The 26660-nt window shown below is 62.8% G+C and carries 28 protein-coding genes and 1 tRNA gene; 11 read left to right on the top strand and 18 right to left on the bottom strand.

Going from position 1 to position 26660, the window contains the following annotated elements:
* Positions 1-12: 12 nt before the first annotated feature.
* The 11 genes from AC3EML_RS29225 to AC3EML_RS29175 form a co-directional block, all read right to left on the bottom strand.
* A complete protein-coding gene (locus tag AC3EML_RS29225; protein ID WP_352521429.1) occupies positions 13-774 on the bottom strand; it encodes a 3-ketoacyl-ACP reductase in 762 nt (253 codons plus the stop codon).
* A complete protein-coding gene (locus AC3EML_RS29220; RefSeq protein ID WP_352521428.1) occupies positions 771-2273 on the bottom strand; it encodes a GMC oxidoreductase in 1503 nt (500 codons plus the stop codon). Before AC3EML_RS29220 ends, AC3EML_RS29225 begins: the two co-directional genes overlap by 4 nt.
* Positions 2274-2278: 5 nt before the next feature.
* Positions 2279-3394, bottom strand: coding sequence for an ABC transporter ATP-binding protein (locus tag AC3EML_RS29215; RefSeq protein WP_023671180.1), 1116 nt, complete (start codon positions 3392-3394; stop codon positions 2279-2281).
* A gap of 20 nt (positions 3395-3414) precedes the next feature.
* Positions 3415-4374, bottom strand: coding sequence for a carbohydrate ABC transporter permease (locus AC3EML_RS29210; RefSeq protein WP_023671181.1), 960 nt, complete (start codon positions 4372-4374; stop codon positions 3415-3417).
* Positions 4371-5321, bottom strand: coding sequence for a carbohydrate ABC transporter permease (locus AC3EML_RS29205; RefSeq protein WP_023671182.1), 951 nt, complete (start codon positions 5319-5321; stop codon positions 4371-4373). The genes AC3EML_RS29210 and AC3EML_RS29205 overlap by 4 nt, the downstream gene beginning before the upstream one ends.
* 255 nt (positions 5322-5576) lie before the next feature.
* Positions 5577-6830, bottom strand: coding sequence for an ABC transporter substrate-binding protein (locus tag AC3EML_RS29200; protein WP_027049809.1), 1254 nt, complete (start codon positions 6828-6830; stop codon positions 5577-5579).
* Between the two features lie 58 nt (positions 6831-6888).
* Positions 6889-8400 carry an aldehyde dehydrogenase family protein gene (locus AC3EML_RS29195; protein ID WP_352521470.1) on the bottom strand — a complete coding sequence of 504 codons (1512 nt, stop codon included), beginning with the start codon at positions 8398-8400 and terminating at the stop codon, positions 6889-6891.
* Between the two features lie 10 nt (positions 8401-8410).
* On the bottom strand, positions 8411-9187 hold the full coding sequence (locus tag AC3EML_RS29190) for an enoyl-CoA hydratase/isomerase family protein (RefSeq protein WP_352521427.1): 777 nt from the start codon (positions 9185-9187) through the stop codon (positions 8411-8413).
* Complete coding sequence (locus AC3EML_RS29185) at positions 9180-10781, bottom strand: acyl CoA:acetate/3-ketoacid CoA transferase (protein ID WP_352521426.1); 1602 nt, start codon at positions 10779-10781, stop codon at positions 9180-9182. Before AC3EML_RS29185 ends, AC3EML_RS29190 begins: the two co-directional genes overlap by 8 nt.
* Complete coding sequence (locus tag AC3EML_RS29180) at positions 10778-11794, bottom strand: Gfo/Idh/MocA family protein (RefSeq protein WP_352521425.1); 1017 nt, start codon at positions 11792-11794, stop codon at positions 10778-10780. The genes AC3EML_RS29185 and AC3EML_RS29180 overlap by 4 nt, the downstream gene beginning before the upstream one ends.
* The gene (locus tag AC3EML_RS29175; RefSeq protein ID WP_023683225.1) at positions 11791-12849 is read right to left on the bottom strand and encodes a LacI family DNA-binding transcriptional regulator; all 1059 of its coding nucleotides are present in this window, start codon (positions 12847-12849) and stop codon (positions 11791-11793) included. Before AC3EML_RS29175 ends, AC3EML_RS29180 begins: the two co-directional genes overlap by 4 nt.
* 229 nt (positions 12850-13078) lie before the next feature.
* Between AC3EML_RS29175 and AC3EML_RS29170 the strand changes: the two genes are divergently transcribed.
* The 7 genes from AC3EML_RS29170 (at position 13079) to AC3EML_RS29140 (ending at position 18432) form a co-directional block, all read left to right on the top strand.
* Positions 13079-14233 (top strand): dihydrodipicolinate synthase family protein, encoded by a 1155-nt coding sequence (locus AC3EML_RS29170; RefSeq protein ID WP_023832920.1) that lies wholly within the window; start codon positions 13079-13081, stop codon positions 14231-14233.
* A gap of 104 nt (positions 14234-14337) precedes the next feature.
* The gene (gene gmd / locus AC3EML_RS29165; RefSeq protein ID WP_352521423.1) at positions 14338-15408 is read left to right on the top strand and encodes a GDP-mannose 4,6-dehydratase; all 1071 of its coding nucleotides are present in this window, start codon (positions 14338-14340) and stop codon (positions 15406-15408) included.
* Positions 15409-15417: 9 nt separating this feature from the next.
* Positions 15418-16386 (top strand): GDP-L-fucose synthase, encoded by a 969-nt coding sequence (fcl, locus tag AC3EML_RS29160; protein ID WP_352521422.1) that lies wholly within the window; start codon positions 15418-15420, stop codon positions 16384-16386.
* An 81-nt stretch (positions 16387-16467) separates the two neighbouring features.
* Entirely contained in the window at positions 16468-16674 is a 207-nt protein-coding gene (locus AC3EML_RS29155; RefSeq protein ID WP_023710933.1) for a hypothetical protein, read from the top strand.
* A gap of 407 nt (positions 16675-17081) precedes the next feature.
* Positions 17082-17546: an Hsp20 family protein gene (locus tag AC3EML_RS29150; RefSeq protein WP_352521421.1), complete on the top strand. Its 465-nt coding sequence runs from the start codon at positions 17082-17084 to the stop codon at positions 17544-17546.
* Between the two features lie 180 nt (positions 17547-17726).
* Positions 17727-18029: a DUF982 domain-containing protein gene (locus tag AC3EML_RS29145; RefSeq protein WP_023733492.1), complete on the top strand. Its 303-nt coding sequence runs from the start codon at positions 17727-17729 to the stop codon at positions 18027-18029.
* 115 nt (positions 18030-18144) lie between these two features.
* Positions 18145-18432, top strand: coding sequence for a DUF982 domain-containing protein (locus AC3EML_RS29140; protein ID WP_245260022.1), 288 nt, complete (start codon positions 18145-18147; stop codon positions 18430-18432).
* A gap of 206 nt (positions 18433-18638) precedes the next feature.
* On the opposite strand, the gene AC3EML_RS29135 is transcribed toward AC3EML_RS29140, so the two are convergent.
* Both AC3EML_RS29135 and cpdR read right to left on the bottom strand, forming a co-directional pair.
* A tRNA-Val gene (locus AC3EML_RS29135) sits at positions 18639-18713 on the bottom strand.
* Positions 18714-18829: 116 nt separating this feature from the next.
* Complete coding sequence (gene cpdR, locus AC3EML_RS29130) at positions 18830-19192, bottom strand: cell cycle two-component system response regulator CpdR (protein WP_023671195.1); 363 nt, start codon at positions 19190-19192, stop codon at positions 18830-18832.
* 164 nt (positions 19193-19356) lie between these two features.
* Between cpdR and AC3EML_RS29125 the strand changes: the two genes are divergently transcribed.
* Positions 19357-20298 carry an N-formylglutamate amidohydrolase gene (locus tag AC3EML_RS29125; RefSeq protein WP_023725192.1) on the top strand — a complete coding sequence of 314 codons (942 nt, stop codon included), beginning with the start codon at positions 19357-19359 and terminating at the stop codon, positions 20296-20298.
* Between the two features lie 334 nt (positions 20299-20632).
* Positions 20633-21406, top strand: a complete 774-nt coding sequence (hisN, locus tag AC3EML_RS29120; RefSeq protein WP_023671197.1) for a histidinol-phosphatase — start codon at positions 20633-20635, stop codon at positions 21404-21406.
* Between the two features lie 12 nt (positions 21407-21418).
* On the opposite strand, the gene AC3EML_RS29115 is transcribed toward hisN, so the two are convergent.
* The 4 genes from AC3EML_RS29115 to AC3EML_RS29100 all read right to left on the bottom strand — a co-directional run bounded on the left by AC3EML_RS29115 (position 21419) and on the right by AC3EML_RS29100 (position 23910).
* Positions 21419-22249, bottom strand: coding sequence for a helix-turn-helix transcriptional regulator (locus AC3EML_RS29115; RefSeq protein ID WP_352521469.1), 831 nt, complete (start codon positions 22247-22249; stop codon positions 21419-21421).
* 126 nt (positions 22250-22375) lie between these two features.
* Positions 22376-22615, bottom strand: a complete 240-nt coding sequence (locus AC3EML_RS29110; RefSeq protein WP_352521420.1) for a DUF1127 domain-containing protein — start codon at positions 22613-22615, stop codon at positions 22376-22378.
* A gap of 3 nt (positions 22616-22618) precedes the next feature.
* Complete coding sequence (locus AC3EML_RS29105; RefSeq protein ID WP_023683236.1) at positions 22619-22789, bottom strand: hypothetical protein; 171 nt, start codon at positions 22787-22789, stop codon at positions 22619-22621.
* Positions 22790-22950: 161 nt separating this feature from the next.
* Positions 22951-23910, bottom strand: a complete 960-nt coding sequence (locus AC3EML_RS29100; protein WP_023704020.1) for an alpha/beta fold hydrolase — start codon at positions 23908-23910, stop codon at positions 22951-22953.
* Between the two features lie 458 nt (positions 23911-24368).
* On the opposite strand from AC3EML_RS29100, the gene AC3EML_RS29095 reads away from it, so the two are divergent.
* Positions 24369-24836 (top strand): Hsp20 family protein, encoded by a 468-nt coding sequence (locus AC3EML_RS29095; protein WP_023671202.1) that lies wholly within the window; start codon positions 24369-24371, stop codon positions 24834-24836.
* A 157-nt stretch (positions 24837-24993) separates the two neighbouring features.
* Positions 24994-25758: a sulfite exporter TauE/SafE family protein gene (locus AC3EML_RS29090; protein WP_023686418.1), complete on the top strand. Its 765-nt coding sequence runs from the start codon at positions 24994-24996 to the stop codon at positions 25756-25758.
* Here AC3EML_RS29090 and AC3EML_RS29085 read toward each other — a convergent pair.
* A complete protein-coding gene (locus AC3EML_RS29085) occupies positions 25755-26651 on the bottom strand; it encodes an MBL fold metallo-hydrolase (RefSeq protein ID WP_023747133.1) in 897 nt (298 codons plus the stop codon). The genes AC3EML_RS29090 and AC3EML_RS29085 overlap by 4 nt on opposite strands.
* Between the last annotated feature and the right edge of the window lie 9 nt (positions 26652-26660).

Here is a 26660-nt window from a genome sequence, read left to right as displayed (position 1 = left end):
AACTCTACCCACCTACAGTCGAGGCACGGAGAGCGCGCCGTCGACATTGATAATCGAGCCTGTGGAAAAGCCGAGCTTGCCGGCGGCAAGCGTCGCCACCGCGGCGCCGATGTCCGATGCTTCGCCCCAGCGTTTTGCCGGCACCAGGCCGCTGTCGATAAGCGCGTCGTATTTGGCTGATACGCTCGCGGTCATGTCGGTGCGAATGATGCCCGGCCGCAGTTCGAACACGCCGATGTTTTCCGGTGCAAGCCGTAGCGCCAGGTTCTTCACCCACATCGAAAGGCCGGCTTTCGAGATGCAGTAGTCGGCGCGTTCCGGCGAGGCCATATCGGCGCTGACCGAGGTGATGGTGATGATCGAGCGCGGATGATTGCTGGGAGCCGCCAGCATCGCCTTGGCGACGGCCTGGCTAAGGAAGACTGTGCCGCGCAGATTGATGGCGAGCGCACGGTCGAAGTTTTCGGGCTTCAGCTCCAGCAGATCGCCGCGCACCATGGCGCCGACGCCGGCATTGTTGACGAGGCAGTCGATTCGGCTGAAGGCACGTATGGCGGCGTCGACGAGGGCCGTGTGATCCTCGAGGTTGGCGATATCACAACGGACATAGGCGAACTCCGCACCCCGTGCGGTGATGTTGGCGGCCAGTTCGTCCGGCGCTTGTTCGGCAAGGTCGGCGATCAAAATGTCGAAGCCGTCCCCGGCCAGCGCCTCGGCGCAGGCGAGCCCAATGCCGCGCGCACCGCCGGTGACGATTGCTGCGGGGCGGGTCATGCCGCGAGGTCCGTTCGGCGAATATGCTCGGCCACGCGCAGCGCCTGTGCCGCAATCGACAGCGCCGGATTCACGGCGGCCGAGTTCGGCAAAAAACTGGCGTCGACAACGAACAGGTTCGGGTGGTCGAAGGCGCGGCAGAAGGGGTCGAGCGGCGACGTCGCCGGGTCATCGCCCATTTTCACCGTGCCGCACTGGTGCGAGGGCGTGCGCTTGTCGAAGGGACGCGACAGCACGATGGGATAACCGCAGGCGCGGAAGTTCTCACGCATCACCTTGGTCAGCCCGTCCAGCGACTGCATGTTGGAGCGCTGCCATTGCATGACGATGTCCTTGCCGTCGACCATGATGCGGCTTTCCGGATCGGGTAGATCCTCGCACATCAGATACCAGTCGACGGCGTGACCGGCCATGTAATCGAGCGCGAATTTCGGCACGCGTTTGACGTTGGCCTTCAACATGTTGCCGTCGATCTTGCCGAGCAGCTGGACGTTGCCGAGCGGCTTGCCGCCTTTGCCGTCGGAGAGATAGTAGTCATTCAGCATCAGCGTCTTCTGGTAGACGCTGTCGTTCCTGCGGCGCGGATCGATCGCCAGCATGGCGCTCGAATTATGGTTCATGAAATTGCGGCCGACCTGGTCGGAGCGGTTGGCGAGGCCTTTGCCATCTGGTGAAGGCGAGCGCAGCAGGATGACGGCGGAATTGACCGCGCCGGCGGACAGGATGACCAGCTTCGGCGCGACTTTCTTCAGCTCGCCATTCTGACGGTAGTGAACGGCAGCGATGCTTTTGCCGTCGGACGACGCTTCGAGATATTCGACATGGCAGCCGGTTTCGAGTCGGATATTGCTGTCCTTGAGTGCAGCCGTCAGCGGTCCGGTCTGCGCATCAACCTTGCCCTGGGCGGTGTTGGGGAATGCGTCCCAGCCGGTCTTGCCCTCTTTCAGCCAGGTGTCGATGTCGACGCCGAGCGGCAGCGAAGCGGGGTGCAGGCCCAGTCCCTTCAGCTCGGCGCGGGCGCGCGCAATCGGCGCTTCGTCGGGCACCGGCTTGAAAGCATAGGGGATGGAGTGGAACGGTTCGGTCGGGTCCTCGCCGAGCGAGCCGCGGACGCGAAACAGCTGCTCGGCTTTCGAATACCAAGGCTCGAATTCATCGTAGGAAAACGGCCATGCCGGCGAGACGCCACCGAAGTGCTCCATGGCGGCGAAATCCTCTTTGCGGTAGCGGATCAGCACCGCGCCGTAGAATTTCGAATTGCCGCCGACACAGTAGTAATTGCCGGGGTTGAAGGCGCCGCCGCCGGGCTCGCGCCACATCTCCTTCGGACGGTAGTGGCCATCGACGAAGATCGAGCGCGTGTCGCGGGCATGCGGCGTTGCCGGCAAGGGCTCGCCGCGCTCCAGCATCAGGACCGAGGCGCCGCTGCCGGCCAGGCCGGAAGCGATCGTAGCGCCGCCGATGCCGGAGCCGATGATGACGATATCGGGGCTGACCATCTCGATCAGCGGATGCGGTGTTCGGTCGCCGGATCGAAGAACACGGCCTTGGTCAGGTTGAAGGCGAGCGGCGTGCTGGTGCCCGGCTGGATGTTGGCGTCGGCCCGCAACCGCGCCACCACGCCCTTGCCGCCGAGGTTGGTCACCGCGAACGTGTCGGACCCTGCCGGCTCGACCACTTCGATGTGCAGGTCGGCAGTGGCAATGTTGGAGGCGTTGCGTTCCGCACCTTCCGGATCGGTCAGCGCTTCCGGGCGCACGCCGAAGATGATCGGCTTGCCCTGGAATGCCGAAAGACCCGCCGGCGCGTTGGCCATCGGCAGCGTGATCGGCTCGCGCGCCTCGCGCTCCAACACGACGGACAGCGCATTGCCCGACGTGGCAATGGTCGCCGGGATCAGGTTCATCGCTGGCGAACCCATGAAGTCGGCGACGAACAAATTGGTCGGGTTGTTGTAGATCTCGGCCGGGGTGCCGAACTGCTGCACCTCGCCGTCGCGCATGACGGCGATCTTGGTCGCCAGCGTCATCGCCTCGATCTGGTCGTGGGTGACGTAGACGATGGTTGTGCCGGTGGTGGCATGCAGGCGCTTGATCTCGATGCGCATATCGACGCGCAATTTGGCGTCGAGGTTGGACAAAGGCTCGTCGAACAGGAACAGCTTGGGGTCGCGCACCAGCGCGCGGCCCATGGCGACGCGCTGGCGCTGGCCGCCGGAAAGCTGGCTCGGCTTGCGCTGCAGGAGGTGGCCGATCTGCAGGACCTTGGCCACCTTGTCGATCGCCTTTTGGCGTTCGTCGGCCGGCACGCCGCGCATCTCCATGCCGAAGGAGATGTTTCCGGCCACCGTCATGTTCGGATAGAGCGCATAGCTCTGGAACACCATGGCGATGTCGCGCTTGGATGGGTGCAGATCGTTGATGGCGCGGCCGTCGACGCGGATTTCGCCCTCGGTGATCTGCTCCAGGCCGGCAATCGTGTTGAGCAAGGTGGACTTGCCGCAGCCGGACGGGCCGACCAGCACCAGGAAGCCGCCCTTTTCGAGCTCGACATCGATCCCCTTCAGGATCTCGACATTCCCGAAGCGCTTCTTCAGCCCATCAATTTCCAGAAAAGCCATGGTCGTTCCTTCCGAATTGATCAGCCCTTGACCGCGCCAGCCATCAGCCCGCGCACGAAATAGCGGCCGGCGACGACATAGACGATCAGGGTGGGCAGAGCCGCGATCATCGCGGCCGCCATGTTGACGTTGTATTCGACGACGCCGGTCGAGGTGTTGACGACGTTGTTGAGCGCCACCGTCATCGGCATGGAGTCGCCTGTGCCGGCGTAAGCCGAAGCGAACAGGAAGTCGTTCCAGATGTTGGTGAACTGGTAGATGACGGTGACGACGAAGATCGGCATCGAGTTCGGCAGCATGATGCGGCGGAAGATCTGGAAGAAGGAGGCGCCGTCGACCTGTGCGGCCTTGATCAGCTCGTTCGGGAATGCCTCGTAATAGTTGCGGAAAAACAGTGTGGTGAAGCCGATGCCGTAGACGACATGGACGAAGACCAGGTTGACCGTCGGATTGCCGAGACCGAAACTCGTACCCGTCGCATTCTGCAGCTTCACGCCGAAACGTCCCAGGCTGCCGAGGATGGTCGCCATCGGCAGCAGCACCGACTGGAACGGAATGAAGCAGGCAAACAGCATCAGCCCGAACACCAGCGTGGCGCCGCGAAAACGCCATTTGGTCAAGACGTAGCCGTTGAGCGCGCCGAGCATGGTCGAGATCAGTACGGCTGGAACCACCATCTTGATCGAGTTCCAGAAATAGCCCTTGATGCCGGCGCAGGTGAGGCCGACGCAGGTCTCGCCCCAGGCCTTCAGCCACGGGTCGAAGGTCGGCGCCGTGGGCAACGCCAGCATGTTGCCGTTCTGGATCTCGTCCATGGTCTTGAACGAGGTCACCAGCATGACGAACAGCGGCATCAGATAAAACAGCGCAAACAGCGCCAGAAGCCCGTAGATGACGATGCGGTTTAGGGTCTTGGTGCTCATGCCGCCGGAGGCCTTTTGGGAAGCAGCGGGGCGGGCAGGGGTGGCGACAGCGCTCATCGCGGCTTCTCCCTGAGTTCCGAATAGAGATAAGGCACGATGATGGCAACGATGGTCATCAGCATGATCACGGCACTGGCCGAGCCGACAGCCATTTCGTTGCGCTTGAAGGTGTACTCATACATGAAGTTGGACGGCAGCCAGGCCGAGCCACCGGGGCCGCCGCTGGTCAGCGCCACCACCAGATCGTACGACTTGATGGCGAGGTGGGCGAGCACGATGAAGGCCGACAGGAAGATTGGCCGCAGCAGCGGAATGACGATGCGGCGATAGAGCTGGAAGGTGGTGGCACCGTCGATCTGCGCCGCCTTCATGATCTCGCCGTCGATGCCGCGCAGGCCGGCCAGGAACATCGCCATGATGAAGCCGGAGGCCTGCCAGACGCCGGCAATGACCACCGTGTAGATGACGAAATCCTTGTTCTTGATCCAGTCGAAATGGAAGCTCGTCCAGCCCCACTGATGCAAGGTCTGCTCAAGACCGAGGCCCGGGTCGAGGAACCATTTCCAGGCAACGCCGGTGACGATGAAGGACAGCGCCATCGGGTAGAGATAGATCGGCCGCAGCACGCCTTCGCCGCGGATCTTCTGGTCGAGCAGGATGGCCAGGAACAGGCCGAGCGCCAGGCAGATGGCGATGTAGAGAAAACCGAAAATGCCCATATTGACGATCGACGTGTACCAGCTCGATGGCGGGTCGGAGTCGAACGTCCAGCCCCATAGCCGTAGATACGCGCGTGGTCCGGTAATGACATAGGACGGGAAGGTCTTGGAATTGGTGAAGGACAGATAGACCGTCCACAGGATAAAGCCATAGACGAAGACGATGGTGATGGCGAAGCTCGGCGCCAGCACGATCTTCGGCAGCGCGTCCTGCAGTCGCGCGCGCACGGAGGGGCGAGACCGCTCGGGTGTCAGCTTGATCTGGGTTGTCGCTACACTGCTCATGAGGCTCCTCCCGTTAGGGTCGTCCGTGCTCTGCCGTCAGGAGGCAAGGCGGCCCCGTGCATACGGGTCTCTGGTCGGCATGGTGTTCAAGAGCGCTTTCACCGTTTCACGGAAACGGCGAACCTCTCTAACTCTTTCTTTTACGCAATTCCGGCCGGAAAACCGCTCACACTTTTCCTGGAATTGCGCCAGCTGGCCAATCCTTAGGTGACACCTTCCCCGCCGAAGCGGGGAAGGTGTGTTTCTGGCCAGCGCTTACTTGGCGTCGTCGATTGCCTTGACCAGTTCGGTCACGGCTTCGTCCGAGGTCTTGATCTGACCGTGGACGAACTTCGAAACGACGTCCTTGTAGGCATTGGCGACCGCCGGAGGCGCGCCATAGCCCTGGGCAAGCGAGCCGAACAGTGTGCCGCCTTCGTTGGCAGCCTTTAGGTCGGCGATGCCCTTCTTGCCGCACGCGTCGAAGTCGGTGTCCGGAACGTCGGTACGGGCGGGAACCGAACCCTTGACGACGTTGAAGGCCGACTGGAAGCTCTTCGACAGGGTGGCGGTGGCCAACGCGACCTGGGCGGCCTTGCGGTCGTCCGGAACGTTGAACATGCCGAACATGTCGGAGTTGTAGACCACCGAGCCTTCCGTGCCCGGGAAGCGATAGCACAGGAAGTCGGTGCCCGGCGTTTTCTTGGCGGCGTTGAACTCGCCCTTGGCCCAGTCACCCATCACCTGCACCAGGGCATCGCCCTTGATGACCATGGCGGTGGCAAGGTTCCAGTCGCGGCCCGAGAAGTTCGGGTCGACATAGGTGACGAGCTTGGCGAGGTTGTCGAACGACTTCTTCATCGTGTCCGACTTGAGGGACTCGTCGTCGAGGTCGTTGAAGGCCTTCTTGTAGAACTCAGGTCCGCCGGTCGACAGCACAACCGAGTCGAACATGGTGGCTTCCTGCCAGTTCTGGCCGCCAAGGGCGAGCGGAATGACGCCAGCCGCCTTGGCTTTGTCGAGCAGGGCGACGAAGTCGTCGAAGGTCTTTGGCTCGGTGCCGCCGATCTTGTCCATCACCGCCTTGTTGATCCACAGCCAGTTGACGGAGTGGACGTTGACTGGAGCAGCGACCCACTTGCCGTCATAGACGGAGAACTTCTGCAGGGCTGCCGGAACCGACTTGTCCCAGCCTTCCTTCTTCGCCGTCTCGGTCAGGTCGCCCATGACGCCGGCCGCCGCATAGTCGAGCACGGTGTAGCCGAGCATCTGCGACGCGGTCGGGTAATTGCCGGCCGCGACCATCGCCTTCAGCGCAGTCATGGCGGCGTCGCCGCCACCACCGGCCACCGGCACGTCCTTCCAGGCATAGCCTTCCTTGGCAAGGTCGCCCTTGAGGACGTTGAGAGCAGCCGCTTCGCCGCCCGACGTCCACCAATGCAGCATCTGCACTTCCTTGACGTCCTCGGCATGGGCCGAGAAAGCAAAGGCCGTCGCCAGAGCCGTTCCGATAAGCAGTTTGCGCAACATGTTCTACCTCCCTTGTTGCATTACATGACCGGTGGAAGCCCACCGGGTTCTTCCAAACTCAGCCGACCCACCAACCGGTGCGCTGGCCGCGATGAAACTGGATTGTCTTTTCCTCGGTATAATCCTCGACAGCGCGTTTGCCGAGTTCGCGTCCGATGCCGGACTGCTTGTAGCCCCCGAATGGCAACTCGGGAAAGCCTTCCATGAATGTGTTCACCCAAACGGTCCCCGAACGCACACCACGCGCCACCGACATACAAGTGTCGATGCTGGCGCTCCACACCCCTGCCGACAGACCATAGGGCGTGTTGTTGGCGATGTGCAACGCCTTTTCAATCGATCCAAAAGTCAGCACGGAGAGCACCGGGCCGAACACTTCCTCGCGCGCAATAGCCATGTCTTCGGTAACGCCGCGGATGATGGTCGGATCGAGGTAGTGGCCGGCATTGGACGCCAATTGGCCGCCACCGCTATAGACATTGCTGCCGTCTTTTGCTGCTGCCGCAACGTAATCTGCGACCTTGGTCAGATGGTCGGCGGAAATCATCGCGCCAACCTTGGTTCGGTCGTCGAGTGGGTCGCCGACCGTTACCTTGGCGGTCAGGGCCTTGACAGTGGCGAGGAAATCGTCGGCGATGGCTTCATGCACGATCAGCCGACTGCCGGCATTGCAGCATTCGCCGGCGTTGAAGAAGCCGCCGAACACTGCTGCGTCAGCGGCCGCCTCGAGATCGGCATCGGGGAAGACGATCTGGCCGTTCTTGCCGCCGAGCTCCATCGAGACTTTCTTCAGCGACTGCGCGGCGGAAGCCATGGTCATCTTGCCGACGCGGGTAGAGCCGGTGAACGACACCATCTCGACCAGCGGATGGCTGACCATCGGCCCCCCGACATCGGCGCCGAGGCCGGCCAGGATGTTGACGACGCCCGCGGGCAGGCCGGCCTGCATCAGGATGTCGCCGAGCACGAAGGTCGAGGCCGAGGTCATTTCGCTCGGCTTGACCACCGCGGTGCAGCCGGCGGCGAGCGCGAAGGGCAGTTTCTGGCTGACGATCAGGAACGGGAAATTCCACGGGGTGATGATCGAGACGACGCCGATCGGCTCGCGCAGGACCACGCCCAGCATGGCGTCGCCGAGATTGGCGTAGCTTTCGCCGTGCAGCGTGCGGGCGAGCGAGGCGGCATAGCGCCAGATGTCGATGGCGCCGCCGATCTCGCCGCGCGCCTGGGCGATCGGCTTGCCGGATTCCAGCGCATCGAGTCGGGCGATGTCTTCGAGCTGGGCCTCGATCAGGTCGGCCGTCTTGAGCAGGATGGCGGCGCGCTCGGCCGCCTTCGTGCGCGGCCACGGGCCGGTCTCGAATGCCTTGTGCGCGGCCTGCATGGCCGCCTCCACCTCGGCCTCGCCGGCCTGCGCATAGCGCGAAACGGTGAAGCCATGGCCGGGGCTGTTGCGCGCAATCGTGCGGCCGTCACGGGCATCGACATGCTTGCCGTCGATCAGGAGCTTGTAAGCCTTCGGCGCCTTGGACGCCTCGGCCGGCATGGAAATGTTGAGCGGTGCGTTCATCATGCTTTCTCTAGGATCTCGAAAAGGCCGGCTTCTGCTTGGCCTTGAAGGCGCTCACGCCGGCTTTGAGGTCGCCGGTCAGCGCAATGAAGCCGCTGGCGAGCGCCTCGGTGGCGGCGGCGCTTTCCTCGCCTTCGGCGACCGCAATCATCAGCTTGGCGGCTTCAGTTGCGAGCGGCCCCCGTTCGGCGATCTTTTCTCCCCACGCCTTCGCCTCGGCCAGCGCCTGGCCGGTCTCGACCACACGATCGACAATGCCGAGGGCGAGCGCGTCGGGGGCGGCAAAGACCTCGCCACCGAGCGCCATGCGGCGCACGATCTGGGCCCCAAAGCGGCGCACGGCGCGCTGCGTGCCGGACCAGCCCGGCACGACGCCGATCGAGGTTTCGGGGAAGCCGAGTTTGACCTGCGTTTCGGCGATGCGGAAGTCGCAGGCGACCGCCAGTTCCAGCCCGCCACCCAGCGCATGGCCGGAAAGCGCCGCGATGGTCGGTTGCCGCAGCCGCGCCAGTCGGTCGAAGACGCGGTGGCCATAACGCACCCAATGCACCTGAAAGTCTGCAGCGCTCATCTCGCCCCAGGCCTCGACATCGCCGCCGGCGCAAAAGCCTTTGCCTTCGCCACGGATCAGCACGACGCGCACGTCTTCAGCCATTTCGGCCTCGTCGAGCGTTGCCTCGAGCGCGCGCAGCATCGGAATGTCCAACGCATTGAACTTTTCCGCCCGGCGCAGCGTGACGATGCCGATGGCGCCGTCCTGTTCGAAGGTGACGAGGCGCTCAGCCATGCGCGCCTCCGAGCGAAGCGCCGCCATTGAGCGACAGGCCGATCGGCCGATCCTGGTACAGCGCCGCCGGTGTCACCTTGAGGTCGTTGGCGACGCCGAGCGGTGTTTCGGACTGAGCCAACACATCGCGCTCGAGGTCGACGCCCGGCGCAAGTTCCGTCACCATCAGGCCGTCCGGCGTCAGCTTCATCACGCAGCGCTCGGTGACGTAGGTGATGTCCTGCCCTTGCGCGACGGCGCGCTTGCCGGAGAAGGAGATGTGTTCGACCTCGTTGACCACCTTCTTGACCTTGCCTTCCGCGTCGATGCGGATGCCGCCATCGGCGAGCGACAGTTTTGCGCCGGCATTGAAGAAGCCGGAGAAGACGATCTTTTTCGCCCGTGCCGTGATGTCGACAAAGCCGCCGGCCCCGGCGGTGACATGTGGCCGGGCCGAGAGTTTCGACACGTTGACGGAGCCATGGCGGTCGATCTGCAAGAAGGAGAGCAGCGAGGCATCGAAGCCGCCGGCCTGGAAATAGATGAACTGGTGCGGCGAGGGCATGATCGCATCGGCATTGGAAGCGCAGCCGAACTTGAAGTCGAGCAGCGGCACGCCGCCGACGGCGCCCTGCTCGATCACCCAGGTGACCTTGCCGTGCTGGCCTTCCTCGAGAAGGATACGCGGCACGTTGGCCGAGATGCCGAAGCCGATGTTGACCGCCATGCCGTCGCGCAATTCCATGGCGACGCGGCGCGCGATTACTTTCTGGACGTTCATCTCAGCGTTGCGGAAGCTGGACAACGGCCGGAAGATCTCGCCCGAAATCGCCGGGTCGTAAGGCGTCAACGTCGTCTGCAATTGGTCCGGCGCCACCACGATGTGGTCGACCAGGACGCCGGGCACGCGCACGTCATGCGGCTTCAGCGTGCCGTTCTCGACGACGCGCTTGACCTGCGCAATGACGATGCCGCCATTGTTGCGGGCGGCGAGCGCCTGTTCGAGGCCGCCCAAATAGGCGCCTTCATGCTCGTAAGTGAGGTTGCCGCGCTCGTCGGCGGTGGTGGCGCGGATGATCGAAACGTTGGGCACGATCGAGCGGAAATAGAGCCATTCCTCGCCGTCGAACTGCTGCACCGAGACGATCGGCTCGCTTGCCGCCGCGTTCATGGCGCAGCCCTGGTGGCGCGGGTCGGCAAAAGTGTCGAGGCCGACCTTGGTCAGCACGCCCGGCCGCTTGGCGGCGGCCTCGCGGTGCATGTCGAACAGGATGCCGGACGGCACATTGTAGGCGGCGACCGTATTGTCGCCGATCATCTTCCATATCTGCGGCGGCTCGGACGAGGAGGGGCCCGAGGGATAGGAGCCGCAGAGCGTGCGCTTCAACAAGCCGGGCTTGGCCAGATGGTCGATGCCCTTGATGCCATACATGTCGCCGGCGGCGATCGGATGCAGCGTGGTGATGTCTTTCGGATGGCCTTCAGCGTCGAAGCGCTCGCCGATGGCAGCCAGCACGGCATCCGGGCAGCCGAGGCCGCTCGATGACGAGACGGAGACGGTCATGCCGTCCTTGATGAGGCTGGCGGCCCGCTGAGCGGAGACGAGCTTGCTCACTTGGCGCTCCCGAGTTTCGGCTCGATGGCAACCGCCTTGCCGGATTTCCCGGACAGCAACGCTGCTTCGGCGCAGGCTAGTGACCAGACGCCGTCCTCGCCGGTTGCGGAGGGCTGGCCCGCGCCGCTAATAGCGGCATGGAACTGGCGCAGCGACCTGGCGTAGAGGTCTTCTCGGTCGAAGCTCAGTTCTTCCTCGCCTTTGGCGGTGCGTAGCAGCACCGAGCCGACTGGCTTCTGCGTCATCACATTTTTTGCGATCAGCGAACCTTCGGAACCATGCACCTCAAAGCCGGTATCGGCGAACTTGGTTGTGAAGCCTTCATGCGACTGGGCAATCAAACCGGACCTGAAGCGCCAGATGCACATGGCACCGTCTTCCAGCCCGCTGCCGGCCATGCCGGCCGACTGGGTGAAGGCCGAAATCTCGATCGGGTCGTCGCCGAGCACGAAGCGCAGCGTGTCGGCATCGTGCACGGTGATGTCGAGCACCACGCCGCCGCCGGCTTCCGGTCTGGTGATGCGCCAGCCCTGCAGGTTCTCCGGCAAATAGACGGCATGGAAAACACGCGCGGCAATCGGCTTGCCGATGCGGCCGGCTGATATGGCGTCGCGCATGGCGTGGTGGGCGCCGGCATTGCGCAGATGATGGTTGGTGCCAAGCACCACGCCGGCTTCCTTGGCGGCGGCGACCATCGTGCGCGCATCAGTGCTGTTCAGCGCCAGCGGCTTTTCGCACAGAACATGCTTTCCCGCCTTTATCGCGGCCAGCGCCTGTTCGAGATGCAGTTCATTGGTGGTCGAGATGTAGACGACGTCGATGTCGGCGCCGAGCAAATCGTCAAGCGTCGAGACGGCGAGAGGAATGTTGTTTTCTGCGGCATAGGTCTTGGCGCGCTCCGGGTTGGAGCTCATCACCGCTGATATCTCGCCATCCTTTTGTGCGCGGATGGCGTTGATCATGAACTGTTTGGCGATCGTGCTGGCGCCGATCAGTCCCCATCTGACGCTCATGCCGCGTCTCCCATTCCTGCTGATGTGTTCTGGGCGCGGCGACCGGGACCGCAGCTGTCCCTGACGACCAGATTGACGGCGCCGATATGGTCCTCGGCATGCGTGGTGCGCGACTGGATCATCTTCAGCATGACGTGGGCGGCGCGTTCACCGAGGCCGGGTGTATCGACCGAGACGCTGGTCAGCGCCGGCATATAATGCTCGGCCTCGACCACGTCGTCGAAGCCGACGACGGCAAAGTCCGCGCCGGGCTCCAGCCCGCGCTTGCGCAGCGCCAGCATGACGCCGAAGGCGACGGCATCGTTGAAGCACAGTGCCGCCGTCGGCGGCTCGGCCATGGCAAGGGCGGTTTCCAGGCACGCGATGCCGCCCCTGCGGCTGGTCTCGCCTTCGACGACAAGCACGTCGCGCCTGGCAATGCCCAATGTTTCGCAAGCTTCACGAAAACCGCCCAGGCGCTCCTGATAGACGACCAGGTCGGAGGTGCCGCCGAAGAAGGCCAGCCGGCGATGGCCCTTGCCGATCAGATGGGCGGCGGCGAGATACGCGCCGCGATGGTTGTCAGGAGCGATCACCGGGATGCGGCTGTCCGGCAGGCGGCGCATGGCGAAGACGACCGGCACGCCCGCCATCTCGAGGCGACGGAAGGCGCCCGGCGTGGTGCCGCGTGCCGGTGACACGATCAGGCCTGCGACGCCCTGTTCCATCAGCGACTTCAGCACTTCTTCCTGGCGCACCGGGTTCTCCGCCGTGTTGGCGATGAAGGGCACGATGCCGGCCGACTGGAAGACGCGCTCCATGCCGACCGCCAGCTCGGCGAAAAAGGGGTTGGTGAGATCGTTGATGACCATGCCGATGACGTTGGAATGGGCTTTGCGCAGATTGGCGGCGCCGCGGTTGTAGACATATCCGACATCCTCGATCGCCTTGCGAACCTTGACCGCGGTTTCAGGCCGGATCAGCCCTGAGCCTTGCAGCACAAGCGACACCGTCGATTTGGACACACCAGCCTCGCGGGCGATGTCCAGGATCGTTGCCTTGGCCCGGCTGGCCATGTCGGTGGTTTCCTCCGCCTGAATGAGAAAATCTATTGGAACGTTCTAATCCCTCTGCCAAACGAGAGTCAATCGGGATTCTTGCGGAGATCGAAAAGGTGATGAATGTGGTTCCTAGCAAGGACTCTTAGCCTTCTTCAACGTTTGGCCCAGTTCAATCGCCGGAATCATAAAGTTCCTTGATTTATTGGAACGTTCCATTTATAGGGTGCCGAAAACGGAGGTTGCCATGGATATCACCCTGCCTACGCAGAATGGCGGCCGCGTCAGCTACAAGCTCGCGGGCAGTCCGGTCGAGCCCGTAATCGGTGCAGTTTTCCCGCGCATCGCCTATGCCGCGGCCCATGTCGTCGCCGACCCTTTCGCGATGACCGACCCCTGGTCGAAGCCTGCGGTCGACTGGGACAAGACGATGGCGTTTCGGCATCATTTGTGGCGGCTTGGCTTCCGCATCGCCGAGGCGATGGACACCTCGCAGCGCGGCATGGGTTTCGACTGGGCGAATGCGCAGGAATTGATCCGGCGCTCGATCGCCGAGGCGCACAGCGTCGAAGGCGCAGACCTCGCCTCGGGCGCCGGCACCGATCATCTGGCGCCGGCCAATTCGAGATCACTCGAAGATGTGATCGCCGCCTATGAGGAGCAGTTCGCTTTCATTGAAGGCGAGGGCGGCAAGGCGATCATGATGGCCAGCCGGGCGCTGGCAGCGGTCGCAAAGGGTCCGGACGACTATATCAGGGTCTACGATCGCATCCTCAGCCAGGCATCCGGCAAGGTCATCCTGCACTGGCTGGGCGACATGTTCGATCCTGCACTGAAAGGTTATTGGGGCAGCGGCAATTTCGAGGCCGCGCTCGACACCGTCGTCGCCATCATCGAGCGCCATGCCGGCAAGGTCGAGGGGATAAAGATTTCCCTGCTCGATGCCGGCAAGGAAGTTGCCTTGCGCAACCGGTTGCCGGAAGGCGTCGTCATGTTCACCGGCGACGATTTCAACTATCCCGAACTGATTGCCGGCGACGGGAAGCGGCACTCGCACGCCTTGCTCGGCATATTCGACGCCATCGCGCCGGTCGCCAGTGCGGCGCTCGCGAAACTGGCTGACGGCGACCGCGCCGGCTTTGACGCGCTGATGGCGCCGACAGTGCCGTTGTCGCGCAAGATCTTCGAGGCGCCGACGGAGTATTACAAGGCCGGCATCGTCTTCATTGCCTGGCTCAACGGCCATCAGGACCATTTCGCCATGGTCGGCGGCATGCAGTCGGCGCGCGGCATCCTGCACTATGCCGACATCTTCCGCCTTGCCGACCAGGCAGGGTTGCTCGCCGATCCCGAGCTTGCACTGGCCAGGATGAAGCATTTCTGCGCGGTTGCAGGTGCCTGAGAACGACACAATCGCTGGCTGAAACCTGTCCCCGGTATGGGGGATTTGCGTTCTCGCGCCAAATCTGTATTCGGTTGCCGGGATTGGATGCGGACGGAGCGGCAATGACGGAAAAAGTGGCGCTCATCACCGGTGTAACCGGGCAGGACGGGGCCTATCTCGCAGAATTGCTTCTGCAGAAGGGCTATATTGTCCATGGCGTCAAACGCCGCTCGTCCTCGTTCAACACCGAGCGCGTTGACGACATCTATGTCGATCCGCACGAGCGCGGTGCGCGTTTCTTCCTGCATTATGGCGATCTGACCGACGCAACCAACCTCATTCGCCTGGTGCAGGAGACACAGCCCAGCGAGATCTACAATCTCGGCGCCCAGAGCCATGTCCAGGTGAGTTTCGAGACCCCGGAATACACCGGCAATGCCGATGCGCTGGGAACACTCAGGCTGCTCGAGGCAATCCGCATTCTGCGCCTGGAGAAGTCGGTGCGCTTCTACCAGGCATCGACGTCGGAGCTTTATGGCAAGGCGCGCGAGGTCCCGCAAAGCGAGGAGACGCCCTTCCATCCGCGCTCGCCCTATGCAGCGGCCAAGCTTTACGCCTACTGGATCACGGTCAACTACCGCGAGGCTTACGGCATGTTCGCCGCCAACGGCATCCTGTTCAACCACGAAAGCCCGACACGCGGCGAGACCTTCGTCACCCGCAAGATCACGCGGGCCGTCGCCTCGATCCATCATGGCCTGCAGGACACGCTCTATCTCGGCAATCTCGACGCCAGGCGTGATTGGGGCCATGCGCGCGACTATGTGGAGGGCATGTGGCGCATTCTGCAGCACAGCGAAGCCGACGATTTCGTGCTGGCAACCGGCGAGGCGCATTCGGTACGTGAATTCGTCGAACTGGCGTTTGCCGAGACCGGCCGCAGCATTCGCTGGCAAGGCGAAGGTGTCGACGAGGTCGGTGTCGATGCCGGTTCGGGCGCTGTCGTGGTGCGCGTCGATCCGCGCTATTTCCGGCCGACCGAGGTCGACCTGCTGCTCGGTGACCCGGCCAAGGCCAAGGCAAGACTTGGCTGGTCGCACACGACCGGCTTCAGGGATCTGGTGACGGAAATGGTGCAGGCCGATCTGGCGCGCGCGGCCGGCGGCACGCGGCAGAACAGCCGCTCTGCGTGAGGCAGGTTCATGGACGCGACATTTGAGCTGAAGGGCAAGCGTGTCTTCGTCGCCGGGCATCGCGGCATGGTCGGTTCGGCCGTCGTGCGCCGGCTGGCGAGCGAGGACTGCGAGATACTCACCGTATCGCGCGACAGGCTCGACCTGCTCGACCAGGCAGGGGTGCGGCGCTGGATGGCCGAGCACAGGCCGGATGCGGTGGTGATGGCGGCCGCCAAAGTCGGCGGTATCCTGGCCAATGACCGGTTCCCTGTCGATTTCCTGCAGCAAAACCTGGTTATGCAGGGCAATGTCATTGACGGCGCCTTTCGCAGCGAGGTCGGCAAGCTTTTGTTTCTCGGCTCGTCCTGCATCTATCCAAAGCTCGCGCCGCAGCCGATCAGGGAAGACGCGCTGCTGACCGGTCCGCTCGAACCCACCAATGAATGGTATGCGATCGCCAAGATCGCCGGGCTCAAACTGTGCCAGGCCTATCGGCGCCAGCATGGCGTCGACTACATCTCGGCGATGCCGGCCAACCTTTACGGTCCTGGCGACAATTTCGATCTCCAGTCCAGCCATGTCGTGCCGGCCCTGATGCGAAAGGCGCATGCGCTGGCGCTGAGCGGCGGCAACAGCCTCGAGGTCTGGGGCTCGGGCACGCCACGGCGTGAATTCCTGCATGTCGACGACGCCGCCGATGCCTTGGTCTGGCTGTTGAAGAATTATGCCCGCGACAGCCACGTCAATGTCGGTTCGGGCGAGGATGTCACCATTGCCGAGCTTGCCCAGACCGTCGCATCGGTCGCCGGCGTCGAGGCTAATATCGCCTTCGATACGACCAAGCCAGATGGCACGCCGCGCAAGTTGATGGATGTTTCGCGGCTGTTTGCGACGGGATGGCGCCCGCGCTACGCGCTTCGCGATGGATTGGAACAGACATATGCGTGGTTTCTCAACCATATTGAGAAGGGTGATGTCCGCCTCGGCGCGGCCTGATTCCAATTTTCCTTGAACCATTTCGCTGCCGCCCGCGACCAAGCGGTGTGTAGCAAACACGGTCCATCAAGGAGAACGTCAATGTTTATCACTTCAAGAAACGCATTTCTCGCCGCCATCGCGGTTTCGGTGCTGGCAGGGTGTCAGACGGCACCGCCGAGGGAATGCGAGAAGACCAAGCCCGGTGTCACCTACAACGGCAAATGCTGCGGCATCGGCACACCGTGCCGTGAAGGCAACAACACCCCTCATGACAAGCCCGACAGGCCCGATCCGCGGCCACAGTGATCCGCGAGCCAGAAACGTCCCGGCACGTGCCGGGACGTTTCGCCCCCGATAGGGCGGATTTACGGATCGGAAGGCCGCTACCCGGTTCCTTGCTGGCCGGCATTTGAATACGAAACGGGACGGCGGGGGCAGTAGACGATGCGGTCGCGCAGATCGCGCGAAAACTTCCCGCCGGATCTGTACTTCAAGGGGCTGTTCGACTGTTCGAAGGGAAGGTCCCGTAGAAACTCAGATTTCGCTTTCCGTCGATGCGAAGGATGCTACTAAAAAAAATTCGAGATGCTCTTGAACTCATTTGGGGCGCCTCCTAATTCGATTTCCGCCAAGGCCATAAGGCTCGGCAAAAAATGGCGGCGCCGCACGGGGCGGCGTCCTTGTACCCATGTTGCTTCAAGGAGGATGTGGCTATGAGAACCTTTGATACCCTCTATCGGACCACCGTCGGTTTCGACCGGCTTTTCGACATGCTCGACAGCGGCACGCGTCCAGACTGGCCGCCCTATAACATCGAGAAGATCGACGAGAACGATTACCGTATCTCGATGGCCATCGCAGGCTTCAGCCAGGATGAGGTCGAGCTTACCCAGCATGGACCCGAACTGGTCGTGGTAGGCCAGAAAGCTGATGATCAGAGCGGACGCCAGCTGCTGCACCAGGGCATCGCTTACCGCAGTTTCAGGCAGACGTTCAAGCTTGCCGACCACATGAAGATCAAGGCAGCCAAACTGGAGAATGGCCTCCTCTCGATCGACATTGTCCGCGAGATTCCCGAAGAGCTGAAGCCGCGCCGCATCAGCATCGGCGTGGGCGACACGCCGACGGCCGCCACTCAGATCACGCAAGACACGGACCGCGCGCGTAAAGCCGCGTAATCCTGTCATCTGTCACTTTGAACTGCGGGTCCGCCTCCCGGTTTCGGCCGGGAGGCTGTGATTGCGGAGAAACGAAGATGATCACTGCAGGACGTACTGGCGCGCATCTGTCGCGCGCCCGCAGTTGGCCTGGACCGCGCAAACCATAAACTCAATGGTTGGTTCGATTTGGAGGATCATATGAACGATCGGATGTTTGACAGCGCCGTTTTCGTGAAAAGCGGCGACAACCTTGTTCAGGAAATCACGTGTCTCGAGGACGCTCTGGAGTTCCTCTATGAATGGCCGAAGGACAGGCGCGGCCCCATTCACCAAACCGCATTGCGGGCCTGCCAGCGAGCTTTCGATAGCGATTATCCGCTGTCCGCAGCCAGAGACGCGTTCAGCGGTTTTGCGAAAGCAGCCAGAATCCTTGAAGAAGCATCCACGACAATGCCGTGGATGATGGGCAGAGGTGGCGAAGGCGGAGGAGTGACTGCCTAAAGCGCGTCGCGCTGAAACCGATTCATGCGACACGCTTTAAGTCTTTGTTTTGATGCATGCCGTTGTCCCAGACCCGCGGCACACTTCTGGGTGACATGCATTAGGAAAGGAGGTCATGATGCTATCGAAACCTTTTGAAAAGCCGGTCCGGGTGTGGGTGGGATTGGGCTTTCCCCGCCAACTCAACACGGTCGCGGATGCCTATCAATTCGCAGCCGAATGGTGTGGCAACAGCCCGGAGCAGAGAGCTGCTATTCGCGCTTGCAAAGCCGCTCTGATTGGTGATGTGGAACCCGAGACAGCACGAGGCGTCTTCGTCGCGTTCGCTCGCAAGAAGGATATTCTTATGGAGGACGGCATCGAGCCTGCGCCTTCAAGGACGCTAAGCCCGCACCACGTCTAAAGCGCGTCGCGTTTGAACGGACTCAGGCGACGCGCTATAGGTCTTTGTTTTTATGCATGTCGTTGTCTCAAACCGGGACCACTTTTGAGCGCCATGCATTAGAATGTCCACAAACACGAGGCGGCTGCCACAAGCGGTGGCCGCCTTATCGGCTAAGTCGTCGAAGGGGTGCGCCAAAAACGGGCTTGGCTAAGTTATTGAAAGGATGGTGGGCGTGACAGGGATTGAACCTGTGACCCCTGCAATGTCAATGCAGTGCTCTCCCGCTGAGCTACACGCCCATCCGAAGCCGCGCATACACCATTTTTGGTCCAGCGCGTCAATAGCAGGAAGGGGAAAGAAAGGCTCGTTTTGTCGCGCCGCCGAAGAACCGGCGAGATCACACAGTGCGCGTGCTTCAGGCGGCCTGCAGCATTTTTTCGACCTCGTTGACGAGATCGCGCAGGTGGAAGGGCTTGGACAGCACCTTGGCGTCTTTCGGCGCCTTGGAATCGGGGTTGAGCGCGACGGCCGCGAAACCGGTGATGAACATCACCTTCAGGTCGGGATCGATCTCGGTGGCGCGGCGGGCGAGTTCGATGCCGTCCATCTCCGGCATGACGATATCGGTCAGCAGCAGGGAGAAAGGTTCTTCGCGCAGCCGCTCGTAGGCGCTGGCGCCATTGTCGAAATCGCTGACGTGGTAGCCGGCCCGCTCCAGTGCCTTGACCAGGAACCGGCGCATGTCGTCGTCGTCTTCCGCCAGCAGAATGCGTGCCATCTTGTCCCGTCCGAATCACCCCAGCCAAGCCTGCCGTCCGGCAAGCCCGTTAACCATCCTGTATATGAGGAGCTGACGGTAAACATCAAGTGAACGTTGGCGGGATTAATCCTGATTTGACGGGGTTCCTGACATGCCGAAATGCTGGACATGCGGCCGATGAGGTGGCAGTTTCCCATCATGATGCATTGCTGTTTCCGGGTTCGTTCAAATTGACGACGGCAGCCGAAGATTTTTCGGTCGTTCCACCCTTCGAAATCCGATCGGGCGCCGAGCAGCGCGTTCCCTTCGTCTTCAACTCACCGCATAGCGGCCGCTATTATCCAGACCGCTTCCTGGCCATGGCGCGGCTCGACCGGAACGCCATCCGCCGCTCCGAGGATTGCTATGTCGACGAGCTGTTCGGCAGCGCGGTGGTGCTGGGCGCGCCGATGCTGGCGGCGAATTTTCCGCGCGCCTACCTCGACGTCAATCGCGAACCCTGGGAACTCGACCCGCGCATGTTCGCCGAGCCGGTGCCGTCCTTCTGCAACATCCGCTCGGCGCGCGTCGCCGGCGGGCTCGGCACCGTGCCCAAGCTGGTGGGCGAGGGGCTCGACATCTATTCCGGCCGTCTGCCGCTGGCGGAGGCCGTCCAGCGCATAGAGGTGGTCTACAAACCCTATCACGAGACGCTGAAGCGGCTTTTGACCAGAACCCATGCCAGGTTCGGCTATGCCGTGCTGATCGACTGCCATTCGATGCCGGCGAGCATCAGGGTGGGCGACAGCGGCCTGCGGCCGGATTTCATCGTCGGCGACCGTTTCGGCATCTCGGCCACGGCGGCCCTGACCGAGACGGCGATCGGCCTGCTCATCGGCATGGGCTACACCGTCGCCCACAACAAACCCTATGCAGGCGGCTTCATCACCGAGCATTACGGCCGGCCGGCGCGCCATCTGCATGCGCTGCAGATCGAGGTCAATCGCGGCCTCTACATGAATGAGCGGACGTTCCAGAAATCGGCCGGCTTCGATGCGCTGGCCGACGATATGGCGCGCTTTTCGGCCGACCTGATGGCGATGCCCGACCACCACTTCATAGACCTGCCGCTGGCCGCCGAATGACACGGAGCGGCGGCTGTTCATGAGATCCCGCGCTGGCCATCCCGCAGCGTAAAAAAAGACCGCATCGTTTGCACGACACGGTCGAAGTCTAGGGAGGAAACGCCCAAGGAGGGCATGGACAGGAAAACCTGTCCGAGAACAAATTTATTGTGCGATGCACAAATGTCAATCGATCCCACGCTTTTTTAATTCACTCTGATGTGAAAATGCGTTTCGATGGCGCCGATGTGTGACATTTCGGCAACGCTGATGTCTCTAAAATCGATAAACCGGCTTGTTTTGGCGGGAAAGTGCCTGCAGACCGGGTTGGCACTCTGCAATGCGGGAGAATCACGTGGACATCAGCATCGATTTCATGCGCCGGATCGCGCAAGCGGCGGCGGCTGAAACCTTGCCGCGTTTCCGCGCACAGGGCGCGGTGGCCAACAAGGAAAAAGGCAGTTTCGACCCGGTCACCGAGGCCGACCGCGAGGCCGAGCGCGCCATCCGGGCGCTGATCTCGGCTGAGTATCCCGATCACGGTATCCTTGGCGAAGAACATGGCAGCGAAAACATCTCCTCAAGGCATGTCTGGGTGATCGATCCGATCGATGGTACCCGCGCCTTCATCTCAGGCCTGCCGGTGTGGGGAACGCTGGTCGGATTGACGGTCGACGGTGACGCCGTCGCCGGTATGATGGCGCAGCCGTTCACCGGCGAGCTGTTCTACGCCAACGCTTCCGGCTCCCACTACGAAGGCCCCGGTGGGCCGCGGAAGCTGTCGACCCGCAAGAGGACGAAGCTTGACGAGGCGACCTTGTTCACCACCACGCCGGCGCTTTTCAAGGGCGAGGCGCGCACCCGCTACGACGCGTTCGAGAAACAGATCCAGCTCGCCCGCTACGGAGCCGATTGCTACGCCTTTGCCATGATCGCGTCCGGCAGCGTCGACATCGTCGCCGATCCCGGATTGAAACCCTACGACATCGTGGCGCTGATCCCGATCATCGAAAAGGCCGGCGGCGTCGTCACCACATTCGAGGGCGGTCCGGCGGAAAAGGGCGGCGACATCCTGGCCGCCGCAACGCCGGAGCTTCACGCGGCTGCAATGGCAGCCTTGCGCGGCTGATAGTCGACCCGATCAGCGCGGCTTGATCGAGCGTTGGAATTCCGCCGGCGTTCGCCCGTAGACCTGCCTGAACGCTGAGCTGAAATGACTGTGGCTGGAGAAGCCGAGGTCCAGGCCGAGCGTGGTCAGATTGTCGTAGCAGCCAAGCAGGTCCAGCGCGCGCGCCAGCCGCAGGCGCAGATGGTAGCGATAGAGCGGCATCGCCTCGACGTGCTGGAAAACCTGCGTGAGATAAACCGGTGATACCCCGACTTCAGCGGCGATCTCGGCCAGCGTCCAGCGCCGCGAAAGATCCGAGGACAGGACGAGCTTGGCGCGATCGACCAGCTTCTGCCGGCCAGCGCTGGCGCCGGCGGCATGCGAGGTGCGCTCGCCGAGGGAGCGCCGCACTAGCGTCAGCGCCAGGGTTTCGGCCTCCAGCGTTTCGGCAATGTTGCGGCTCAGGCTGTGGCGCAGCACCGCCACCAGCGCCTGAGCCCGCGGGTCGATGCGGCGGCGCTGACGACGAAACGCCACAGCGCTGCCCGAGCACAACTTCTCCTTCGGCGTCAGCTCCTGCAGTTGCGCCTCCTCGACAACGAGATCGAGGCAGGAATCGCCACCCTCGACGGGATGGCTGATCCGGTAGCCTTCGGCGTTGTTGAAGAACAACAACTGGTTGGCTTCGGCGACCGCATCGTTGCGGCCGACATGGCGCACGAAGACGCCGCGATAGGGAAACACAAGATGCGTGGCAGCGGTGCACTCTTCTTCGCTCTTGTGCCGGCATTCGCCGCTGCAGAGGACATCCCTCACCATGACGGTGCCGGTGTCCAGAAGCGTCTGTACCGTGAACTGCGACATGGTGAGCTGAGACATGGCCGTGGCATTCTACCCTTGCACCGAAAGCTGCTCCGGCACATTAGGCGATTGGCCTGTCCAAACCTGTCAGGAGACTTCACCTGTCGGGCCCTTCGTAACGGCCATGGCTCACTCCCACAAACGGCGCATGTATTCGCGGTGAGCTTGGCTGCGCGACAGGCCGATGTCCTTGAGCTGTTCGTCGGTCATTTCGAGCAAGGCAAGGCGGCTTCGGCGCCTTTCCAGTTGACGGCCGATCCAGTTGGCCGCCGCGATGCCTTGTGTCCGCAAGGACCGCCGGAACGTCGCGGTTTGAGTTGTCGGCTGATGTGCGAGGCATTGCGCCGCCGCTGCATGATCGGGGCGCATCGCTCAGGCTTCCCCGTTGCCGGCCACTGATGCGCCGGCCACTGAGGCGCCGGCTTCGTTCAGCGCAATCGCGCATTCCTCGCAGCAGACCTCGACGGTCTTGCCGCCGACCTTGACGCGGATCGGGTTGGCGTCCAGCTGGCAATCGCAGGCAGCGCAGGTTTTCTCGGTCATGATGTCATCTCCTTGGCGTTCAGTACGCGGAGAGATGAGCATTCCGGGGCGGCACCGGCTGTCAGAATCTTTAGCTGTTTGTGCGCTGCCGGCGCTGCTCCTGACAGAAGGCTGTCAGCAGGCGCAAGCTCAAGGCGCCGCAACATGCAGCGCCGGCGGCATCAGGCTGTGGGGTCGTCGTTGCCGGGGATGAAGGCGTCGAAGGCGGCGAGCAACTGCTCGCGATAGACATCGGCCTCCTGCAGGATCTCGTGTTTCGAGCCATCGATCATCAGCAGCGAGCCGAGGCGCAGACGCCTGGCGTAGGCTTCCACGGCCTTGGTCGAGACGACCTGATCGGCGCCGGCGGCGATCATCAGCAGCGGCACCTGGATCCTGGCCATGAAGTCGGGCTCGCTGATGGCTTCGCCTGCCTTGATTGCCGCCTGCAGCCAGCGGATCGTCGGCCCGCCGAGCGCCAGTTGCGGATAGTGCTCGTAGATTTTCGTGTTGCGCTGATAGCGCCCGGGGTCCGATGTCACCTTGTTGAGGGCAAAGGGCAGGGTTTCCCTGGGACGCGGACCCCAGGCGGCGTAGAGCCGACCGAGGCCGAGAAAGCACAATACCGAGCAGACGCGGCGCGCCGTTTTTGCCGACACGGGCGAGTCGGGCACCGTCAGGAAAGGCGCAATCAGCACCATTCGACGCACCCGGTTGACCATCGACGGCGCCGCGAGCAGCGCGATCACGGCGCCCATCGAATGGGCGAGGATGTAATACGGGCCGCGGCAGTCGGGCAGCACGATATCCTCGAAGAACTGTTCGAGGTCGCCGGTGTAATCGTAGAAAGAGCGGACATAGCCGCGTTGCGGATCGGCGATCAGCCGGTCGGAATCGCCCTGGCCGCGCCAGTCGAGCGTGGCGACGCCGAGGCCGCGGTCGGTCAGGTTGCGGATGGTTTCGAAATACTTCTCGATGCACTCGTTGCGGCCGGGCAGCAGCACGACGGTGCCTTTCAGCGGCCGGGTGACCGCGGCAAACAGGCCGTAGCGGATCTTCTTGCCGTCGCGCGTGGTGAAAAAGCCGCCGGCGACATTTTGCGGCGGCGGATTGCCTGGCGTGGGATGGAAGAGATCCGTCATTAGGCGCTTGCGTCTTCGTGGTGTCTCACCCGGCAGGGCGTCGGCATGGTGATAGACGCCAATGGATGAAAAGCAAAGGGAGGACGCCAAGGGGGCGGACGAACGACAAGCAAGGCCGGAAGCAGCCTGCGGCGGCGTGCTTCCGGCCTCTGTCGATCCGGGAGGAAGGGACGTTACACCCGGTCGGCCTCGTCGCGGCGCTTTCATCCGGCGCCGCCTGGTTCTTTATCCTGGGGGCACTCTAGCGCCGGCCGGCTGAACGGGCGCCGAAGCAGCGGTTCATCTGCCGTTCATCGACGCCTCGATTGGCGCTCTTCAAAAATCCTTGAAATGCGCTTTTGCGCTCCCCAAATGTCGGATGCAGCCGCCGATGTCGGGGCTGCTGGTCCACCCGAAACGCCTTTCCAGGGTTTCGCACCGGCCACACGCAAACATGTTGCTCAACAGGAGAACACCTCATGCGTCACGTTGATTTTTCCCCGCTCTATCGCTCGACCGTCGGCTTCGACCGCCTGTTCACCATGCTCGACTCGCTGGCCCAGCCCGATGGCGCGCAGACCTATCCGCCCTACAACATCGAGCGCACCGGCGAGGACGCCTATCGCATCTCGATGGCGGTTGCCGGCTTCTCGGACGAAGAGATTTCGATCGAAGCCCACCGCAACGTGCTGACCGTCAAGGGTGAGCGCAAGGAAGAGGGCAATGGCGAAGGCTCCGAGCTGCTCTACCGCGGCATTGCCTCGCGTTCGTTCGAGCGCCGCTTCCAGCTTGCCGACCATGTCGAGGTCGTCGGCGCCACCCTGAAGAACGGCCTGCTTTTCGTCGACCTTAAGCGCAACATCCCCGAGGAGCTGAAGCCGCGCAAGATCGCGATTACCGCCTCTTCGGCCAACGCCAAGCAGATCGAGGCCAAGAACGCCGCGTGATCAAGACGGCGGCGTCACAACGCCCAAGGTTGAAAGCGTCTCCTCCCGAGACGAAAGCGGCGCCGCGAGGCGCCGCTTTTTTTCGCCGCAGCCTCTGTCACCCCAACCGAAGAGTTCTGGCTCTTTTGCGGCGGGCGCCGTCTTCCCATGAAGGGCGATGTCTGATCTTTCGGCTGATTTTTCCCTGGCCCTAACGGCAACCATTGCGGTGACCTTCCTGCTGGCCGGCATCGTCAAGGGCGTTACCGGTATGGGACTGCCGACGTTGGCGATGGGGCTGCTGGGCACAATCATGCCGCCGGTCGCCGCGGCTTCGCTGCTGATCGTGCCGTCCTTCGTCACCAATATCTGGCAGCTGTTTGCCGGCCCGAGCTTCGGATGGATCCTCAGGCGGCTGTGGCTGATGATGGTCGGCATCGTCGCCGGCACGCTGGCCGGCTCATGGCTGCTGGCCAGCGACAATGTCAAATGGACGACGGCCGGCCTCGGGGCGGCGCTGATCGTCTATGCCGTCTATACGCTGCTGGCGCGGCAGTTGACGGTTCCCGCGTCAGCCGAGCGCTGGTCGTCGCCCATCGTCGGTTTCCTTACCGGCATCGTCACCGGCGGCACCGGCGTGTTCGTCGTGCCCGCTGTACCTTACATTCAGGCGCTGGGCTTGAGCCGTGACGATCTGATCCAGGCGCTCGGCCTGTCCTTCACCGTGTCGACGATCGCGCTCGCTGCCGGCCTTGCCTCGCACGGCGCGTTCCAGGTCGGGCATGTCGCCATGTCGTCGCTGGCGGTTGCGCCGGCCTTGCTCGGCATGTGGCTCGGACAGTTGCTCCGGCAGCGGATCAGCCCGGCGACCTTCCGGCGCTGGTTTCTTGTTTTCCTGATCTTGCTTGGCCTCGAGCTTTTGGCGCGGCCTTTCCTTGCTTAGCGATCGGTGCCGGTTGCGAGAACGGCCTCGACGTTTTGCCGGTGGACGGGCTCGTACAGCGCGAAGTACTCGACCGCGCCCGTGGCGAATATGTCGGCGCCGCAGGTTTTCAGATCCTGCTTCGCAAGATCAGGCTCACGCCGGCAGCGAAGCAGTTTTTGAACGTAGGCTTGCGTCGCGGCGATGAGGCCTTTGTCGTAGCCGCCTCGCTCAATCGCTTCGAGCGAGCCGTGATTGGGCAAGATGCGGTCTATCGACCAGCCGGCCATGCGTTCGAGATCGACCAGATGTTGCGCCAGCCGATCCGCCTCGCTGACATAGGTGATCGGATCCTCGAGCGTGTCGCCCGCCAGGAGCAGGCCGGTTTCGGGCATGAACAGCACCGTGCCGTCATGGCTGTGGATTTCGACCTGACGCAGTTCGACGGCGATCGATCCAACGGCGAGGTCAAGACTGCCTGCGAAGGTCCTGTTCGGCAGCACGAGAGGCTTGATCGGTGGAACACCGCTTTCGATCTCAGCCCGGTTGTTCGCGAGCGCCGAGGCGGTGAGCGTGTTGGCGATAATCTCGCAATCCTGAAACACCTCATTGCCGGCAATATGATCGTCATGCCAGTGGCTGAGCACGACCCGGATCGATGTTGCGCCCATGTCTTCGAGCGTCTGCCTGATGAAGCGCGCGTGAGGCAGCGAAATATGCGTGTCGTAGACAAGCGCCTGCGAACCATCGACGATCGCATAGGTGCAGATGCCGAGGGCATAGGCGCCGTCGTCCAGCCAGTTCGGCTCGTCCGACCAGGCGCGAACGCCGTCAACGCGGCCATCGTAGAAGCCGAGCACGTTTGGCGCCGGGCGAACCAGCCGCATGGTTGAGCCGAGAGGTGGCTTTGTCATTGGCGCGGT

This window comes from Mesorhizobium sp. P170090, from assembly GCF_057786115.1.
Note: the sequence above shows the minus strand (reverse complement) of the source record. Positions and strands in the feature narration are given on the sequence as shown.